The 17,284-nt window shown below is 61.3% G+C and carries 18 protein-coding genes; 8 read left to right on the top strand and 10 right to left on the bottom strand.

Going from position 1 to position 17,284, the window contains the following annotated elements:
• Positions 1-4: 4 nt before the first annotated feature.
• Entirely contained in the window at positions 5-175 is a 171-nt protein-coding gene (locus AC1DNK_RS04985; RefSeq protein ID WP_310297669.1) for a hypothetical protein, read from the bottom strand.
• A 523-nt stretch (positions 176-698) separates the two neighbouring features.
• Here AC1DNK_RS04985 and AC1DNK_RS04980 point away from each other — a divergent pair.
• Positions 699-905, top strand: coding sequence for a hypothetical protein (locus tag AC1DNK_RS04980; RefSeq protein WP_112390911.1), 207 nt, complete (start codon positions 699-701; stop codon positions 903-905).
• Between the two features lie 244 nt (positions 906-1,149).
• Entirely contained in the window at positions 1,150-2,175 is a 1,026-nt protein-coding gene (locus AC1DNK_RS04975) for a DUF2336 domain-containing protein (protein ID WP_477939672.1), read from the top strand.
• Here the strand turns inward: AC1DNK_RS04975 and AC1DNK_RS04970 are convergent.
• Together AC1DNK_RS04970 and AC1DNK_RS04965 are read right to left on the bottom strand one after the other, a co-directional pair.
• Complete coding sequence (locus tag AC1DNK_RS04970; protein WP_477939670.1) at positions 2,172-2,531, bottom strand: DUF1491 family protein; 360 nt, start codon at positions 2,529-2,531, stop codon at positions 2,172-2,174. The genes AC1DNK_RS04975 and AC1DNK_RS04970 overlap by 4 nt on opposite strands.
• Positions 2,532-2,583: 52 nt before the next feature.
• A complete protein-coding gene (locus AC1DNK_RS04965) occupies positions 2,584-3,159 on the bottom strand; it encodes a TetR/AcrR family transcriptional regulator (protein WP_112390913.1) in 576 nt (191 codons plus the stop codon).
• A gap of 221 nt (positions 3,160-3,380) precedes the next feature.
• On the opposite strand from AC1DNK_RS04965, the gene AC1DNK_RS04960 reads away from it, so the two are divergent.
• The gene (locus AC1DNK_RS04960; protein WP_162702796.1) at positions 3,381-4,016 is read left to right on the top strand and encodes a TetR/AcrR family transcriptional regulator; all 636 of its coding nucleotides are present in this window, start codon (positions 3,381-3,383) and stop codon (positions 4,014-4,016) included.
• A 128-nt stretch (positions 4,017-4,144) separates the two neighbouring features.
• Here AC1DNK_RS04960 and AC1DNK_RS04955 read toward each other — a convergent pair whose 3' ends face one another.
• The 4 genes from AC1DNK_RS04955 to AC1DNK_RS04940 all read right to left on the bottom strand — a co-directional run bounded on the left by AC1DNK_RS04955 (position 4,145) and on the right by AC1DNK_RS04940 (position 9,346).
• Positions 4,145-5,290 (bottom strand): porin, encoded by a 1,146-nt coding sequence (locus AC1DNK_RS04955; RefSeq protein ID WP_477939667.1) that lies wholly within the window; start codon positions 5,288-5,290, stop codon positions 4,145-4,147.
• Positions 5,291-5,683: 393 nt separating this feature from the next.
• Complete coding sequence (locus AC1DNK_RS04950; RefSeq protein ID WP_477939665.1) at positions 5,684-6,445, bottom strand: hypothetical protein; 762 nt, start codon at positions 6,443-6,445, stop codon at positions 5,684-5,686.
• 464 nt (positions 6,446-6,909) lie between these two features.
• The gene (locus tag AC1DNK_RS04945) at positions 6,910-7,833 is read right to left on the bottom strand and encodes a peptidoglycan-binding domain-containing protein (RefSeq protein ID WP_477939663.1); all 924 of its coding nucleotides are present in this window, start codon (positions 7,831-7,833) and stop codon (positions 6,910-6,912) included.
• Entirely contained in the window at positions 7,805-9,346 is a 1,542-nt protein-coding gene (locus tag AC1DNK_RS04940) for a sensor histidine kinase (RefSeq protein ID WP_477939661.1), read from the bottom strand. The genes AC1DNK_RS04945 and AC1DNK_RS04940 overlap by 29 nt, the downstream gene beginning before the upstream one ends.
• Before the next feature lie 452 nt (positions 9,347-9,798).
• Between AC1DNK_RS04940 and AC1DNK_RS04935 the strand changes: the two genes are divergently transcribed.
• Positions 9,799-10,317: a DUF5330 domain-containing protein gene (locus AC1DNK_RS04935; RefSeq protein ID WP_477939659.1), complete on the top strand. Its 519-nt coding sequence runs from the start codon at positions 9,799-9,801 to the stop codon at positions 10,315-10,317.
• A gap of 210 nt (positions 10,318-10,527) precedes the next feature.
• Positions 10,528-10,950: a SufE family protein gene (locus AC1DNK_RS04930; protein WP_112390920.1), complete on the top strand. Its 423-nt coding sequence runs from the start codon at positions 10,528-10,530 to the stop codon at positions 10,948-10,950.
• An 18-nt stretch (positions 10,951-10,968) separates the two neighbouring features.
• Here AC1DNK_RS04930 and AC1DNK_RS04925 read toward each other — a convergent pair whose 3' ends face one another.
• On the bottom strand, positions 10,969-11,790 hold the full coding sequence (locus tag AC1DNK_RS04925; RefSeq protein WP_477939657.1) for an oxidoreductase: 822 nt from the start codon (positions 11,788-11,790) through the stop codon (positions 10,969-10,971).
• Between the two features lie 83 nt (positions 11,791-11,873).
• Between AC1DNK_RS04925 and AC1DNK_RS04920 the strand changes: the two genes are divergently transcribed.
• Complete coding sequence (locus AC1DNK_RS04920; protein WP_310297639.1) at positions 11,874-12,239, top strand: MerR family transcriptional regulator; 366 nt, start codon at positions 11,874-11,876, stop codon at positions 12,237-12,239.
• 16 nt (positions 12,240-12,255) lie between these two features.
• On the opposite strand, the gene AC1DNK_RS04915 is transcribed toward AC1DNK_RS04920, so the two are convergent.
• Positions 12,256-13,149 carry an AraC family transcriptional regulator gene (locus AC1DNK_RS04915; protein WP_310297636.1) on the bottom strand — a complete coding sequence of 298 codons (894 nt, stop codon included), beginning with the start codon at positions 13,147-13,149 and terminating at the stop codon, positions 12,256-12,258.
• A 165-nt stretch (positions 13,150-13,314) separates the two neighbouring features.
• Here AC1DNK_RS04915 and AC1DNK_RS04910 point away from each other — a divergent pair, with 165 nt between their 5' ends.
• On the top strand, positions 13,315-14,043 hold the full coding sequence (locus AC1DNK_RS04910; RefSeq protein ID WP_310297633.1) for an SDR family oxidoreductase: 729 nt from the start codon (positions 13,315-13,317) through the stop codon (positions 14,041-14,043).
• 355 nt (positions 14,044-14,398) lie between these two features.
• Here the strand turns inward: AC1DNK_RS04910 and AC1DNK_RS04905 are convergent, their stop codons facing one another.
• Positions 14,399-16,087 carry a sensor domain-containing diguanylate cyclase gene (locus tag AC1DNK_RS04905; RefSeq protein WP_477939654.1) on the bottom strand — a complete coding sequence of 563 codons (1,689 nt, stop codon included), beginning with the start codon at positions 16,085-16,087 and terminating at the stop codon, positions 14,399-14,401.
• A gap of 205 nt (positions 16,088-16,292) precedes the next feature.
• On the opposite strand from AC1DNK_RS04905, the gene AC1DNK_RS04900 reads away from it, so the two are divergent.
• Complete coding sequence (locus AC1DNK_RS04900; RefSeq protein WP_310297626.1) at positions 16,293-17,201, top strand: DUF1003 domain-containing protein; 909 nt, start codon at positions 16,293-16,295, stop codon at positions 17,199-17,201.
• The last annotated feature ends 83 nt before the right edge of the window (positions 17,202-17,284 follow it).

The following is a 17,284-nucleotide window of genomic DNA, read 5'->3' as shown; positions in this document are numbered from 1 at the left end:
ATCTCTACTTGCTCTTCACACGCGGCGCGCGTGGCACCGGACGGGGCTTCGGCGCGTCGGTGAGCCGCTCGTAGCGGACCCCGGTGAACAGCAATATCTGAGCCTCGACGGGCTCCTGGTCCTTGCGGCGCGGCTGTTGCGAGCGCCGGTCAGCCAATGCGACTATGGTGGCCATTCTCGTCTCCATGCACTGCCCGAGACGGATGAAGCTAAGCGGATTTCACCCTGCCCGCCTGCGCGGGCCAGCGCGTCCTTCAATACCGTTGCCGGCATCTCCGGGCATTCGCGCCTTTCTCACGGCACCTTTGCGGATATCCGTGATGTGGAATCTTGACGGCCGAACCTTCGAACCGCGCTGTTCCTGTCCGAATTGAGACATAGGATAGTTAACAGTTTCCTAATATTTCAGCACTGCGAAGCCTTGTTGTAAGGCCGTTCAATAAACGCGGCGAGCTGTCTTTTAGTTTCACATGGCAATAAGTCAGATTTAATTAGGAAAGACGCATAAATTCAGCAGCTTAGAAAAAGACCACCGATCACCTTTACGTCATAAGGATGTGTTGCCGATTTACGTCATGAAAATATTAATTGCAGTCGCCCTGAATGGGCGTATGGTCCGTCCATCGGTCAAAGGTTTAACGGCGATGACCGCTTGAGAGACAATATACGCTCTTGCCGCAGGACACGGAGGGCAATTCATGTCTTTATTCGTGAATGCGACATTCTCTCCCGAAGATCTGGACGTGCTGCGCGGCGCACTCGACGCGTGGTGCTCGGAGAAGCGTCTCGACATCAAAAGTCCCGAAGCACATTTTGCCGCTTCGGCAGCGCTCGACCTCTATCAGTCGGGTCATGATAACGGCGAAAAGCTGTTGATGGCCTTGCGCTCCCACAAGGGACTTTAACGTTCCAAAACACTTCCGGAGCAATCCGGACAACGCTCGGCGCCTCGTATCAGCGGGGCGCTTTTCGTTTGTCCGGCTACCTATACCGGCGCACGCCCTACGTGTATTATTGTGTGGCATTTGATTAAAATCTTCAGCAAGCATTAACCCTGCCGATGTAGGATTTATTCATATTCGTATGGGTCCGGTCTCCGTCCAACCGGCGCATTCGATCCCTCAGTATCGGCGTTTCCGGGGTATTCTTGTGCGTGACCGGTTTAGAGACCTAGAAGGGCCGATGGCCATTCGAAAGAAGGACGTGGTATTGATGGCGACTGTCAGCAGCTTCGAAGGATTGGCGCATCCGACGCGATCCGAGCTGCGGCAGTTTGCGGAACTCTTCACGCCCCTCTTCCAGGCCTCCTCCGAGGAGGCGCGCCGCCAGGCCGTTGCCGCCCTGTCGCAATGCATCGTAATCCCGCAGGCAGTCGCCTTGTTCATCGGCAATCAGCCGATATCGGTCGCAGCCCCCTTTCTCACCGCCTCGCAGGCGATCAGCGACGATACGCTGATCATGATCGCCCGCACACAGGGCACCGCCCATATCCGTGCCATCGTCAGCCGTGACAATCTTTCGCCGAAGGTGATCGATGCGCTGGTGGCGCTGCGCCAGGCGACTGCCCGCCCGTCGCCCGCCGAATTGCCGGCCGCAGAGACAGCCGCTCCGATCGCTGTCGCTGTTATCGAAGAGCCTACTGTCGATCCCGATTTTGCCGAGCGCCTCGCCAACGAAGAGGCGATGCGCCAGAAGATCCGCGGGCTTGCCAGCCATCTCGGCCGCAAGGACGACGACCGGCTCGGTCTCAGGACGATTTCCGATATCCAGGAAGCGCTGCTCGTTCGCTTCGCCCGCTCCCGCGAGGCCAGCCATTTTGCCAGCACGCTTGCCGATGCGCTGTCTGCCAGCCGCTGGCTTGCCGAGCGCATCATGCTCGACCTCTCCGGCCAGCAGCTCGCAACGACGCTTATGAGCCTGGGCATGGGCTTTCTCGATGCCGTCTTCGTGCTGGAAAAGCTCTATCCGCATCTGGCCGAGCCGCAGCACAGCGTCACCCGCGCCTGGATGGTGCTGGATGCGCTCGATGCGGAGGAATGCCACGAACGGGTCGAGGCGTGGCGCCGTGCCGACAGCTATACCTACATGCCGGAACGCGACGGCCAAGCGGAGCCGACGGTTGCGGAGCGCAAAGTGCCGCCTGCCCGCGAGCTGAAGACGGTCGGCCGCCGCTAGAACGGGCTTTTCTTCTTCTCTGCGGCCAGCGTTAGCAGCGCTGCCGCATCGCTGGTCTCGAGCTCGACAATCCAGAGATCCGGATCGAACTTGCGTTCGCGCTCTAGCAGCTCCCTGACCATCTCCGGCTCCTGCCGCTCCATGCGGATCTCGAACAGCCGGTCACCGCTGTCCTCCTCATCGAAAAAGCTTTGCGGCGCCGGGCCGAAAAGCGTTTCCAGCCCATCGCGGAAATGCTGGCGGATGAAGACCGCACCGGCTTCCTCGGCGCCCTTCTTCTCCACAGCGGCGAAATCCCCCGTGGCGAAGACGCGGCGCAGCAGCGCGGAAACGAAAATGTCGGTGCGAAGTCTCATGGACGTTCTATAGGCGGATGGCGGCGCCGACGCCAGAGCTGCCCCGCCGGCTCTAGGCCCTTGCCAGGGAAACCCGCGGCCTTTCGGTCACGGCCAGGAGATCCGCCTTGATCTTCTCGGCATCGGCAATATCGACGTGGTAGAGATTGGCGAGCCAGATGCCATCGGCGGCAAAGCGGGCGATGCGCAGATGCATGTCGCCATCGGTGGCGCTGTGACGCTCGGCTCGGGCATTGGCCCAATCAGCCACCAGGGTGCGCAGATGGGGGTCGGTCAGCGCCGAAATCGTCAGCGGCGCCCAGTGGCCGCCATTCGTCCGCTCGTTCTTGTCGAAGACCGAGTTGATATAGGCGCGTGTGAAGGAGCCGTAGGGTTCGGGGTCGCGGGCGATGCGCGCCTCGATATCCTCGTCGATCGCCTGCAGCAGCTCGTCGAAGACGGCTTCGATCAGGTCCTTCTTGCTTGGGAAGTGGTGAATGCAGCCGCCCTTGGTGACGCCGGCGGCTTCGGAAACGGCCTGCATCGTGACCGAGGCGAGGCCTTCCTCGACGGCAAGCTTGCGCGCTTCATCGAGCAGATTGCGCCTGACGAGTTCAGGCTGCTTGCGGCGTCTGTACGGGCTTTCCATGCTGTCCCCGGCGAGGAGACAATCATGCGTTGCTCCCTTGTTTTCCCTGCAGCAAGCTTAACATCTGGCCTTTGGCGTGCAACGATTTTCGATGCTGCGATTTTCGCGCAGCCTGTCAACAGCCTGTAACATAATCGCGACATTGAAGTCGCTGTACCCGCCGCAGCTCTTCATGTATCAGTGCCGCAGGGATGAAAATATCACGTGCGCGCAGGGGAAATGTGAGCTCGAACACCGACGAAAAGCAGAAGCGGCCTCGCGGGCGGCCGAAGAGCATCGATCTAGACCAGCGGCAGGCCGACATAATAGAGGCAGGCACGGACGTCTTTATCGAGCTCGGCTATGCCAATACAACCGTCGACATCATCGCGGCGAAATGCGGCATCTCCAAGCGGACATTCTACGACTTCTACGAAGCCAAAGGCGATCTTCTTTCCGCTGCCATCAAGGCGAAGATAGGCTCTGTTTTCTACTTCCCCGAAGCCACGGACGGGATCGCTCTCGACGAGCTTTTCGGCCGTGTGTTCTTCGTCGATGAAAACGAAGCGCCGAGCCCGGCGAACATGCGCCAGTATTTCCTGATCGAAGTCGCCTGGGAAGCCACCGAATACGTGCCGCAGCTGCGGCTCGATTTCGACATGGCCCGGGCCGAGCTTGCCAGCTGGCTGCGCCTGTTGACGGACAAGGGACTGATCATTGCCATCGACGCGGATGCGGCGGCCACGATGCTGATCGGCATTGTCTTCGGCAGCCTCAGCATCGACCGCGGCGGAGCAGATCCCGATGTCCGCGCCAAGCGCACCAAGGCCTATCTGCGCTCCAGCCTGAAGATCTTCGCCAACGGACTTCGGCCTTAACGGCAGCGCTCAGGCGCGCCACTTCAGTCAATACCCGTCACATAAAAACGAGAAGAGCCCGGTGGGAACCCGGGCTCTCCTTTCGAAACCGATTTGGAGGTCAATCTTAATCGGCTTATAGCGTGTGATTAGAAGTCGCGCTGCAGGCGGAAGAAGCCTTCAACCCAATCAGCCGAACCACCTGCATTGCCGTAGTTTTCGTTGACGTAGGTCGCAGAAACGCGGGTCGAGAGGTTGTCGACGATCTTGTAGTCCATGGTTGCACCAGCGCGCCACATGTGGCCGGTATCCCAGTTGCCACCAGCATCCGGAACAATGTTGGAGGTGTACTGGACTTCAGGCGTAATCGTCAGCTTGTCGGTTGCCTTGAGCTGGTATTCAGCAACGAAGGTCCATTCACCCGTCTGGTCGTAGTTGTTGGTGAAGGTTTCGGAGTTCAGACCGGAAGACCAGACAACAGCGCCTTCGAGGGTGCCGGGGCCGATGTCAGCAGACATACGGGCGGTAACGGCGCCTTCTTCTTCACGCTGGCTGTAACCACCGTAAACCTGCCAGGTAAACGCACCGAACTTGCCGCCAACCGAAGCGTCGATGCCGAGGCTGTTGTTATCGAGGCTCGAAGCCGGGGAAACAAAAGTTGTTCCATTTGGCAGCGTGATTGTACGGCCGCTAATGCCGCCGAGCTCTTCAAGAGCAACACCAGCGTAGAAGTCGCCAGCGTCGTAGGTGTAGCGGACAGCGTTGAAGTTGGTGTTGTTCGACATCTTGTCGGATTCACCGGTGAAGTCGTTGTCCCACCAGCTTGCAAACTTACCAGCGCGGAAGCCGGCGATGTCGAGGTAGGCTTCGTCGATGATGACGGAGTTGCCTGCACTGCCGATCGTCGTGCTCGCACCGCCGGTGATGCCACTCGTCGGGATCGTTGCGCCGTTGTAGTTGCCCTGGAGGGCGATGCGGCCCGTCAGAGTGCCGTATTCAGTGTCGCTCTTGGAGTCGAACGAGAGTTCAGCGCGGGTGTGATCGGCCCAATCCTGGCCGCCGTTGTTGTCGTATGCATCGCCGAAGCCGAAGCCGACGTCAAAACGGATGTAACCAGCAACCTTGAGGCAGGTTTCGGTGCCCGGGATGTAGAAGTAGCCGGTGCCGTAGGCGTCGCAAACCTTGACGTATTCTACTGCTTCCGGTTCGGCGGCGACGATAGCGTCGGCAGCCTGTGCACCGGATACTACTGCGAGTGCAGCAGCGGAGCCGAGAAGGAGGCTCTTGATGTTCATTTTCTGTCTCCGTTCCAGAGGCCAACCCCAAGGTTGGCTCTTGCTTAGCGCGATGGATGCGGTCCCCTGAAATTTCAGTCCGCCATGCGTTTCCGAACGTTTGCTTCGGTCACGGGCTGGATATGAACAGGAGGCCCCGGAGTCGTCAATTATTTAATAAACGTATTCGTACCAAAATTATCCCGGAAGTTTTTCTCGTGGCATTTTTACCACATTTTAGCGGTCCGGGGCGGTTCTGCTGTGCATAACCAAGCTGGCACGTTAAGAAATAATTAATAAAAGCAAGGCGCTAGAGCAGACGCTCGGATTAAGGAAATCGGGCCGGAGAATGGCGATCCCGTGGCGGAGCAACGCTCAACCGGCCGCGCCTGCGGCGGCCGGTTTGGAAGATCATCAGGCGTCGTGACGGCGGCAGCCGCGGACGAAAAGCTGGATGCAGCTCTTCAGATAGCCTGTGAGAGAAGCCCTGTCGGGCAAGCCCTCACCTGCGCTCATGCGCGAGGCAAAGCCGCCGAACATCATCGAGACGAGCATGGTCGCGGCATGATCGGCATCATCGACCTGCAGCACCTGGCGCACGTCCTGGAAGGACAGCCAGTCGGCAAGATTGGACATCGTCATCTGCGCATCATTGCCCTGCTGACCGCCGCCGAGGCGCGGACCGGACGGATAGAGCGCGGCGATGCAAGTCGTGATTCGCCGTTCGGTCTCCGCCGAATCGTTGAGATCGAGATGGAAGATCGACATCAGCACGTCTTCCGGCGAACGCGGTTCGTCGAGTGGACGCGGCAGCGCGAGCAGCTGCTTGGGAAAGGCGACGCGCGATGTGCTCCACTGCAGGCCGTCTTTCGCATATTTCTTCGTTCTGGAGTTGAGCGAACGGGTGATCGCCGCAAAACGGGAAATTTCCGAATAGGTGATCTCGAAATTGAGATCGTTGACGCCGCGATGGAGACGGAAGGTCTGGCCGCCGCCGAGATGGAACTCGGATGCGCCGGTTTTGGACGTGACGGGATACACCGCCGCGAAATGATCATGGAGGGCTTTGTACAGCCGCGGATTTTCGAGATCATTGATGGAGGCGGTGGAGCGATACATGGCGCGGTCGGAGCCGTCCAGTTCGCCCATCCCGCCATAGGAAGGTTCGCGCAACATTTGTTTGATCCTGGCGGGGGAAGGCGCCGTCCCGTTCAAGGAGGGCGCGGGGATGCCCGCGGCGTGGCGACGAGAGAAAGATACCATCCGACTGGTATCTTTCAGATGCGAGAAAGTGACAATTTAATCACAGTCCGTTGCTCCTGACTGGCCCCCCGGTCGCACTTGATGAATAGCACCAAGCGAGCCGAGTATTTGTATCATATTTTTGTGAGCATTATAAATTCGCAGCTAATACAGCGACCGATGAAACACTAGGCGTGAGCTAGACTTCTACCTGTTTTCCTATGTTTACAGCGACTTAAATCGCCTTTCGCCCTCACCCGCCAGTAGTTTTGCGGGCATAGTCTGCGACAATCTGTCATTATTTGCGGAACGCATACGTACCAATCCGCGCGCCCAGCGTCCCGACAAGCGTGTTTGAGCGCCTTTAATGCAATCAAAAGAGGAATTTCGACTCGACGCTAAATCGCGCCGATTTCCTTCAGCTTCTTCAGCACCGCCGCGTTGGGCTCGCCATCTTCCGGCAGGTTGTAGTGCTTCTGGAAGTGGCGGATGGCGGCGCGGGTCTGTTCGCCAGCAACGCCGTCGACGCCGACATTGGCATAGGCCATGTTGGCCAGGCCCTTCTGGATCTTCAAGACCAGATCGACGCTGGAGAGTTCGCCAGGCGTCACCTGCTTGAGGGCCGCGGGCGCCGTCTTCACCTGTTTCTCGGCGCTGCGGATAGCCGCTGCCACCGGGTCCTCGGCGGATGCGGCGGAACTGACATCCGCACGCGGCTTCTCTGTGGGCACCATGGAAGGACCTGCCGAATCGGTCTGCAGTGCCGCCAGAACCTCCGGCGTCGCCTCGCCGTTCTGCGGCATGCCGACGGTCTCTTCGAAGAACAGGATGGCAGCGCTGGTGCGCGGGCCGATGACGCCGTCCGCAGTGCCATTGTAGAGGCCGCGGCGGATCAGCTGCTGCTGGATATCCATGACCAGCTGAACCGGCTGCTGGCCACCGGTTGCGGCCGGCGGCAGCGCGTTGGTAGTCGCACCCTCATCGCCGGGCCGTTCGATCTTGAAGGTCGTGACGTCGTTCGGATGCGGCTCCTCGACCGAGGGTCGGCCGATGGAGAATGGCGAGGAGAGATCGCGGGTGCGGAAGAACGGATGCGGATGCGTGCCTGGCTGATACCAGAGCGCATTGGCCGCAACGAAGGAGAAGATGACGACGAAGGCGGCGGTTCCGCCGGCGATCGATGGATTGCGCGCAACGACGCCGCCGAGCATCGATGCGCCCGTCATGCCGACGCCGCCCAAGGCGGCTGCCCCCGTCAGAAGCAGGCCCGGCTGCTGCCGGCCCCTCTTCCCCTTAGGCGATTTTCGCTTGCGCGCGGCCATCGAACAGCCCCTCTTCCAATCCGGCAACGGATGCCGCAGTCGTCTTCAGGCGTGGCGGAAATTCGACGGCCGCATCCCGCGCCGCATCCGCGGCCGGGGCGCCGGAACCATCCGCCGCGATCGATATGGTGATGATGGTGCCCTCGCCCGGCGCACTGGCAATGGCGAAGTGGCCGCCATGCAGCGCCACGAGCCCCTTGACCAGCGACAGGCCGAGGCCGGTGCCTTCATATTGACGGGTATAATCGTTCTGGATCTGCACGAAGGGCTGGCCGAGCGTCGCCAGCCGGTCGGCCGGAATGCCGATGCCGGTGTCGCTGACGCTGAGCTGCAGCACGCCTGCGCGCACCGAGGCGTCGACGGTGACAGCCCCGCCCTGTTCGGTGAACTTCACGGCATTGCCGACGAGATTGATCAGGATCTGCTGGATGGCGCGCTGGTCGGCCACGACCTCGTCGAGATCGCGCTGGATGCGGCTGGTCAGCGACACACCCTTGGTCTTTGCCTGCAGCGTCAGCATCGCCTCGCACGACTTGATCGAGGCGCCGATGTCGAAGGGCTCGAGCATCAGCTCGTAGCGCCCGGCTTCGATCTTGCTCATGTCGAGCATGGTGTTGACCACCGACAGAAGATGGGCGCCGGAATCACGCACCAGGCCGACATATTCACGCTGGCGATCGTTTTCGAACTTGCCGAAATATTCGCCGAGCAGAATGTCGGAGAAACCGAGAATGGCGTTCAGCGGGGTGCGCAGCTCGTGGCTGACGGCAGCCAGGAAGCGCGACTTGGCATCGTTTGCCGATTCGGCATCGGCGGCACGGCTCTGGGCATCCAGGCGCAGCTGCTGCTCGACCGAAACGTCGCGAAGCTGGGCGACGACGGCAGCAAGCGCGCCCTCGCCGTCGCGCCGCGCGGTCATATCCATCCGGAGATAGGCGAACTGGCGAAGATCACGCGAGACGCCCGGGCGGTCCAGCCTCAGGTCGACGCTGACGGCATCATCGCCCTGGCGCAGCTGATCGAGGGCCTGCAGGAAAAGAATGCGGTCGGAGACATGCACCTGCTCGATGAAGCCGCGGCCCTTGGGCTCGCGCATCCAGGCGAGGTACTCACTGATGTCGCGGCCACCGGCCGAGGTGACGTTGCCCTGCGGATCGAGAAACAGGATCAGGCCCGCACTGTTTTGCAGGAAGAAGTCTTCGGCTGTCTCCGGGATGACGGTAGTTGCCACCTGCGTCTGGCGCGACAGCGCGATGCTGCCAACTGCAGAGAACAGGAAGGCGGCGCAGACGGTCGCCACACCTGCGGGCAGTGCCACGGCGGGGCTGGTTATAAAGGAGAGGCCGGCCGGGGCTGCAATCAGCGCGCCCGACGACAGGAAGACGAGGCGGCGGAGAATGGCAAGCTCGCGTTCGGCAACGGCCTCGCCGCTCCCCGTGCGGGAAAGCCAGCTTGCCGCTGCCCGGTCCACGAGGGCTGCCGCCCGGTTGCCGATGTCACTCAATACTCGCACGCAATACCCGCCCGAAAAGGCTCTTTAACAGACCCGGACAATAGGCCCTGGGCGCTTAAAGAAAGGATAAGGCAAAACCCGCCTCCACAGCCAGAAAGCGGCAAAAGTCCCGTTTTGAGCCATTGCAGCGGGCCTTTGGTTTTCGTGGTTAACAGGGGGTAAGCGATGGAATTCGCTGGCATTTCAGCTTTGTGTTAACTTTTGCGGCGAGGCCATCGTTGAGAATCCCTGCAATTACAGGCGGTAGGCCGTGCCATGCTTAATGCCGATGGCTACAATTTGACTGAAATACGGTACGTCGGCCTTTATTTAAAATTCGAATTAAATTTGCCGCAAATGCCGCGGAGTTTCGAAAAGTGGCATTCGCACTTCCGCGCTAGGGTGAAAGCACACCGGAAACGGACCCTGATTCGGCAACAAGACCGGACGGGAAAACAGGATGGGCAACGACAATGAGACTACTGATCAAAGGAAGCTTCTGGTTCGGACTTGTGCTGGTGCTGCTGCCGCTTTTCAGCTCGGAAAGCTCGACGCGCCTCGCCAACGACCCCCAGGTTCAATTTTCCGACGCCTTCACCGCCGTCAGCGGCGCCTATGACTATATAACCGGCATGTGCGGCGAGAAGCCGGAAGTTTGCAGCAAGGGCGGCGAAACGCTGACCGCGCTCGGCTACAGAGCCCGCGAAGGCGCCCGCGTCGCCTACCAGCTGATCGACAACCAGCTTTCCGGCGACGAGAAGGACAAGCCGTCCGCCAAGATCGCCGAAGCAGCAGGCGCCGTCGCCGCACCGCTTGCCAACTTCACCCCGGTTGCAGCGCTCGCTCCTTCCGCAAAGGAAGAGAAGACCGCCGCGCTGAACCAGCCGATGCCTTACCGCCCGCCGGTCGATGATGCGAGCGCCTCCGACACCGTCGTCACCGGAACCGTTCCGTCCGTCATCCCGACGCCGAAACCGCGCCCGGTCTCCTGAAACTCCGCGGGACGCCTTCCGCTCCAAAGCTTGCACCGGTGGTCCGCATAATGCGGAGGTACCCCGTGCCTGACGTGCCTGCCCTGTTTATTTCAGCAGTTTGCTGTACGCCGTGAGGATGCCCATCCTTCACGGCGTTTTCTTTTTTAACGGTTCAAAAAGAGCTGCACTTCCCCTATATGCAGGGCATCACTGAAAGGCCCCGCTCCCATGGCATCGCTTGACGAAATCATCGACGACTTCTCCTTCCTCGACGACTGGGAAGACCGCTACCGCTATGTGATCGAGCTCGGCAAGGCGCTGCCCGATCTTGCGGACGAGAAGAAGACATCCGCCAACAAGGTGATGGGCTGCGCCAGCCAGGTGTGGCTGGTGACGCATACCGATGGCAACCCCGACAATCCGGTGATGACCTTCGAGGGCGATTCCGACGCCCATATCGTCCGCGGCCTCGTCGCCATCGTGCTTGCCACCTATTCCGGCAAGACCGCCTCCGAGATCGCAGCACTCGATGCCTTCGAGACTTTCGCCAAGATCGGCCTCGTCGAAAACCTTTCGGCGCAGCGCTCCAACGGGCTGCGCTCGATGGTCAACCGCATTCGCGAAGAGGCACGCGTTCGCGCGGCGGCCTGAAGGCAACGTAGCGGCCAGTTAGCGGAAGGCCGACATGATCAATCGATCGAACATACGGTCCGGCAGCCAGCGGCGCAGAAACAGCAGCGGCTTGGCCAGCATGCCGCCGGCATAGCGTGTGCGGGGCCGGGCTGCGCCGACCGCCTTGCTGAGCAGCGCGGTGATGACCGATGGCGGCGGCGCCTTGCGCATTCTCGCCTGACCGCGAACGAAGGCCTGGACGAGCTTTCCATAGGGACCGGACCCTGAGATGCGGGATGCCTCGCCAGTGGCGATATCACTCCATTCGGTTTCGATGCCACCCGGCTGGATGACGATGACGTCGATGCCGAAGCCGCGCACCTCGTTGCGCAGCACGTCGGACCAGCCTTCAAGCGCGAATTTCGATGCGTGATACCAGCCGCCGAGCGGGGTGGTGAGCTTGCCGCCGATCGAAGAAATATTGACGATGCGGCCGAACTTGCGGGCGCGCATATGCGGCAGGCAGAGCTGGGTCAGCCGGCCAAGCCCGAAAAGGTTCACCTCCATCTGCCGCCGGGCGAGATCGATCGGCACATCCTCGATGGCGCCATACTGGCCGTAGCCGGCACAATTGACAAGCACATCGATGCGCCCCTGCTCGCTGATGATCTGATCGACTCCTGAAACCATTGAGGCGTCATCGGTGACGTCCATGGCAATCGCCAGACCGCCCCTGGCGACGATATCCTGCATGCGCTCCAGGCGGCGCGCCGCCGCATAGACCACATAGCCTTCCGCCAGCAGGCGCATGGCGAAATCCTTTCCCATGCCGGATGAGGCCCCGGTGACGAGGGCGACGGGCTTTTGCGATGCGGGCATTCTGAACCTCGGACTTATCGGTTGAAACGAAACTGCTTCCTTCGTAATCTATCGGGAAACCCCACAGTCAAGCGGTTTAAAAAATGCTCATCGGCGAACTCGCCCGCATCTCCGGCATGTCGAAGGACGGGATCCGGCACTATGAAGAGATCGGCCTGATCCGCTCGACCGAGCGACGCGCGGGAAGCCGCGTCTACCGGGACTATGACGCGAGTGCCATCAAGAGGATCGAGCACGTTCGCCAGGCGCAGCAGCTTGGCCTTTCGCTGAAGGAAATCGGGCCGATCCTCGACACTTACGGGGAGCGCGAAGTCACCGCCGCGGAGACCGCGAGTTTTCTCGAAGAACGCCTCGATATCGTCAGGGGCAAGCTCGCCGAGCTGCGGAAGATAGAGGATTTCATTCTGCAGAAGCTCGATCGGTACCGGACGTCAGAACCAAAATCGTAGCGCTCRCTGCGCTTCTTTAACCGTCGATCAATTGGCGCAGATGCGTCCCGCGCTCCCTGAGCCTCCCGGCATCGCGGGCGGGCGGAGCGCCGAATTGGCGGGCATATTCGCGGCTGAACTGGGTGGCGCTTTCATAGCCCACCGAAAAGGCCACGCGTGCCGTATCGCCGGGGTCGGCCAGCAGCCGGCGGCGGGCCTCGTGCAGCCGCAGCTTCTTCTGATACTGGATCGGGCTCATCGCCGTCACATCCTTGAAGTGCTTGTGGAACACCGACGGGCTCATGCCGGCGATGCAGGCGAGCGTTTCGATGGTGATGGGCTGATCGAAATTGTCGCGGATATGGCTTATGGCGCGGCGGATCTGGCCGAGACGGCTGTCGCTGCGGGCCAGCTGGCGCAGCATCGGTCCATGCGGGCCGAGCAGCACGCGGTAGATGATCTCGCGCTCCAGCATCGGCGCCATGATCGTGATATCCGAGGGCGTGTCGAGCAGCTTGATCAGCCGCAGCCAGGCATCGGCGAGCTCTGGCGTGACAGGGCTGATGCCGAAACCCGGGCCATCGGCCATCGGCGGCAGACCCGGCATGTCCATGATGATTTCGGCGACGACAGGGATATCGAGCGTCAGGGCGACGGCGAGATAGGGTGTATCGGGGCGCGCCTCGACGATCTGGCAGGCGCCGGGAACCTCGATGCTGGCGACGAAATAGCTGGCACGGTCGTAATGCAGCCGCCTGTCGCCGATCAGCGCACATTTCGCGCCCTGCAGGACGAGGCAGAGCATCGGCTCATAGATGCCGGGTGTCATGCCCGTCAGCGCCGCATCCTTGGTGATCGTCACCCGCGGGACAGCGGTTTGCGTGCGCTGCCCCTGCGCATGTCTCAGCGCCCGATCGCGCAATTCATCCATCGCTTCCATCATGGACATATGGTGGCATGGCCGCCGAACGCAAGACAAGAGAGCGGCGCTTTGCGAGCAGCAGGTCAGGAGGATTAGGCAAGAAGCCGGGATTTTGCGGCTCACGCTGCGATCGCGATCGGCACGATGTCTAAGGCTCCACAAACGGAGTGAGACATGACCAGGATCAAGACTGCAGTTGTTACCGGCGCCAACAAGGGCATCGGCTTCGAAATCGCCCGGCGGCTGGCATCGGAAGGCTATCGCGTCTGGCTGGGTGCCCGCGACCAGAGCCGCGGCGAAGCAGCCGCCGCCAGGCTGAAAGCTGAAGGGTTCGACGCGCACTGGCTCGAGCTCGACGTTACCGATGATAGCAGCGTGACGGCCGCCGCAAAGGCGCTTGCCGGACAGACCGGCACGCTCGATGCCCTCGTCAACAATGCCGGGATCGCCGACGGCTTTGGCATCTCGCCGCTCGAGGAGCCGATCGGCATCACCAAGAACGTCTACGAGGTGAACGTCTTCGGGCCGATCCGTGTGACACAGGCCTTCCTGCCGCTGCTGAAGGCGTCGGGTGCGGGGCGGATCGTGATGATGAGCAGCGAGCTCGGCTCGATCCAGTCGCTGCTCGACCCCGACAACGAGTTCTACGCCGTCAACGCGCTCGGCTACAACAGCTCGAAATCAGCCCTGAACGCCGCCACCGTCTCGCTGGCCAAGGCCGCCGAACCCTTCGGCGTCAAGGTCAACGCCGCCGACCCCGGCTATACGGCGACCGAGATGAACGGCAATAGCGGCTACCGGACGGTGGAAGAGGCAGCCGAAGTGGCGGTGAAGCTGGCGACGCTTGGCGAAGACGGACCGACGGCGGGTTACTTCAACCACAATGGCGTGCTGCCCTGGTGATCCCGCGGGCGCTGTGACGCCCTCACAAGCTGGAGAGCGGCCCCGGGCAACCCGGGCCGCGACCAGCCATTAAGAAAATTTTAGCAAATTCGAAAATAAAAAACTTTTCGATTATCTTTGGTGATACGGTGGTTCCGTTAGAATAATATTTTTAATAGGAGCAAATGATGAAATCCCTTTTTCCTGAAATGTCCAGCCGGCAGATCGCCATCTTCATGATCGAAACATCAGTCCTGCTCGCGGGACTGGCAGTCGTTCTGATCGTTACTGTGCCGATGATGTGAACGCGATGGCCGATAGCGGCTACGTTTAAGGCAACAGTTAGGCGGGCTACCTGACAGGCGCAGCCCGCCCCTCACGCACTCATCGCCCGCTCACCCGCGAAACCCTGCGCCACCTCAACCACCCTCACCGCACTCCGCGTCCGGTTTCTACCGCCGCTCTTGGCTTCATAGAGCAGCTTGTCAGCCCGTTCATAGAGGGCCGCGAAATCCTCTTCTGCAAGAAGACCGGCGATGCCCATGCTGGCGGTGACCGGGCGCTCGAGGCCGGCGACCGTGTGGGCGACGATGGCGGGGATGGCCTGGCGGCGGAGTTCGGCCTGGGTCCCGGCGTCCTCGCCGCGCAAGAGGAGCACGAATTCCTCGCCGCCGAGGCGGTAGGCGCGGACGCTCGGTCCGGGCTGGAGTGCGTTCGCGACGGCTTTGAGCACCTCGTCGCCGGTGCTGTGGCCGTTGACGTCGTTGATCGCCTTGAAATGATCGAGGTCGATGATCGCGAGCGTCGTGAAGCCCTCGGCGCGAAGCTGCTCGAAACGCAGTTCGATCGCCCTTCGGTTCAGCAGGCCCGTCAGGGCGTCAGTTTCGGAGAGACGCTCCAGCAATTCGGCTTCGTTGCGGGCGCGATCGCGCTCGCGCTTCATGGTGACGAAGCGCTCGGCCACACCTAGTGTGGTGAAGACGACCTCACAGACGCAGCCGGCATAGAAGAGCAGTGTCGCGTCGGTGCTCGGCAGCCAGGGAACGATGCCGGTCACCAGGCGGATCAGGCCGACCACAACCATCGGCAGGTAGCCGATCGCCTGGTAGCGGGCGGCGCGGCTGCCGCGGCGCCAGGCATCGATCATCGACAGCATGAAGAGAGCAAGGACGGGGGCAAAAGCGGCCGTGTAGGCGCTCGACTGAATGGGGCGGGCGACGAAGGGGAAGGCCGCGTGAAAGACGCCGAGGACGATCGCCCAGGCGGCGCACCAGGGCAGCGCGCAGCGCAGCCACGGGTGCATCCGGCCGGGCTCGACGAAGCTGTGGGTGAACATCGCGCCGGATGCGACCGTCATGCCGAAGATCACCGTCGTCATCCAGCTCAGCGTCATTGCCGGCGGATCGAACAGCAGGACCGACAGGCCGGATGTGACGAGAATGGTCGCCAGCAGCGAGAATGTCAGCGCCGTGTGCCAGAGAACGAAGGTTTCGCGCAGCGCCCGGTAGAAGGCGGCGTTGAAGATCAGCGGCATGACAAGCATGCCGGCAAGCCCGGCGAGGATCAGCGCGAAGCGCATGTCACTGACGCCGCCGGCACCATCCGCCGGGGCGAGATAGGCGCGCTCCAGCGTCATCTTGTGGCTCGGCAGGTCGATGACGGCGACGACCTGCCTGGTCTCGCCGGTCAGCTCCGGCAGGGGCGCCTTGAAATAGCCACCGGCCATCGAGCTCTGCAGGGCGGCGGCGGGAATGGTGTTTTCCCTGATCGCGCCATCGCTGTTGATAGCGAGCAGATGCACGGCCTCGAGCGCGCTGCGCCTGGAGAGGAAATAGCGGGGGAGTGTCTCGCCGGGGGCAATGTCGAAGCGCAGCAGCACACGCTCGGCATCGAGGGAGTATTCCTTGGCGCCGCAGGACCAGCGTGCCTCGTTCCTGACAATGGCGGCCACGTCTTCCGAGAGCGTCGCGTAGGCCTGGCAGGAACTGCGAATCCCCAAGGACTCCGCTTCGCCGGCCGATGCGGCGCCAGCAGGCAGCAGCATTACCAGGAGCAGAGCGGCCACCGAAAATATGTTTCGAAGTCCACTCGAGATCATGACGTTCCGATACGGCAAAAAGCTTTTGATGCCGTTAATCGCGCATGGCCAGTCCCGGTTATCAGCCCGAGCCTATAGCGGCAAATGGCCTCGCCGGGATCGCAGAACGATGTCACAATCCTGTTCGATTTAATGTTTAGAGGCGCAGGAAATCGGCACAGAGGATCGTCGGATGGCAGAAGAAAAGCCCCTGGATTTCGCAGGCGGGATCGTGGATTTCGATGCCGGACATGGCGAGGCCGCCACCGTCGAGATGAAGGATTACAGCGACAGCCTGGCGCAGGCCAAGGCGAAGTCCGTGCGACTGGTCGATGCGATCACCGGTGCTGCTCTGAAGAAGAAGGATGCCATCCACTTCGACGACCTGCGCCCGTCGCTCGCCGATTTCATGCGGCAGAAGCATCCGGGGCTGCGCTCGGACGACTATATCAACCGCAAGGTCGTGGACGATTATCGCGGCCAGTATATCGCCGAGCTCCTGCGCGACGAACGCGGCGAGCTTTCCAATCTCGAGGACGAGGTGGTGGAAAGCCTGCGCAGCCACGACACGCTGGCCGAAAACATCGAAGAGGATTACGAGGAGCGCCGCTCGATCGGCGATCGCGTCGCCGATGTCGTTGCCACCTTCGGCGGCAGCTGGACCTTCATCATCTCCTTTTGCTTCTTCCTTGCCGTGTGGATGGGCATCAACTTCCTGATGGGCGAGCAGCGGGCCTTCGACGCCTATCCCTTCATTCTCCTCAACCTCATCCTCTCGACCATCGCCGCGCTGCAGGCGCCGATCATCATGATGAGCCAGCGCCGCCAGGAATCGAAGGACCGGCTGCGGGCGCTCAACGACTACAAGGTCAACCTCAAGGCGGAGCTCGAAATCCGCCACCTGCACGAAAAGGTCGATCACCTCCTGAACCGGCAATGGGAGCGGCTGACCGAGATCCAGCAGATCCAGATCGAGATGATGCTGGAACAGGCCAAGGCCGCCAACCGGGCGCTGAAGATGAGCAGGGTGCAGAAGACAAAGACCAACGCGCTGAAGAACCTGTTCAGCGCATCGCCGAAGGCGGATGAGGCGGACGGCTGACAACAAATGCCCGGTCAGCTCTCGCAGGCCCCCATTTAGAAAAATGCAATGCGGCTGTGCCAGATTGGGCAGACGAAAGACTG

The organism is Rhizobium sp. 01N424, from assembly GCF_056399485.1.
The sequence above is the reverse complement of the archived record's forward strand: the minus strand, read 5'-3'. Positions and strand labels throughout refer to the sequence as shown.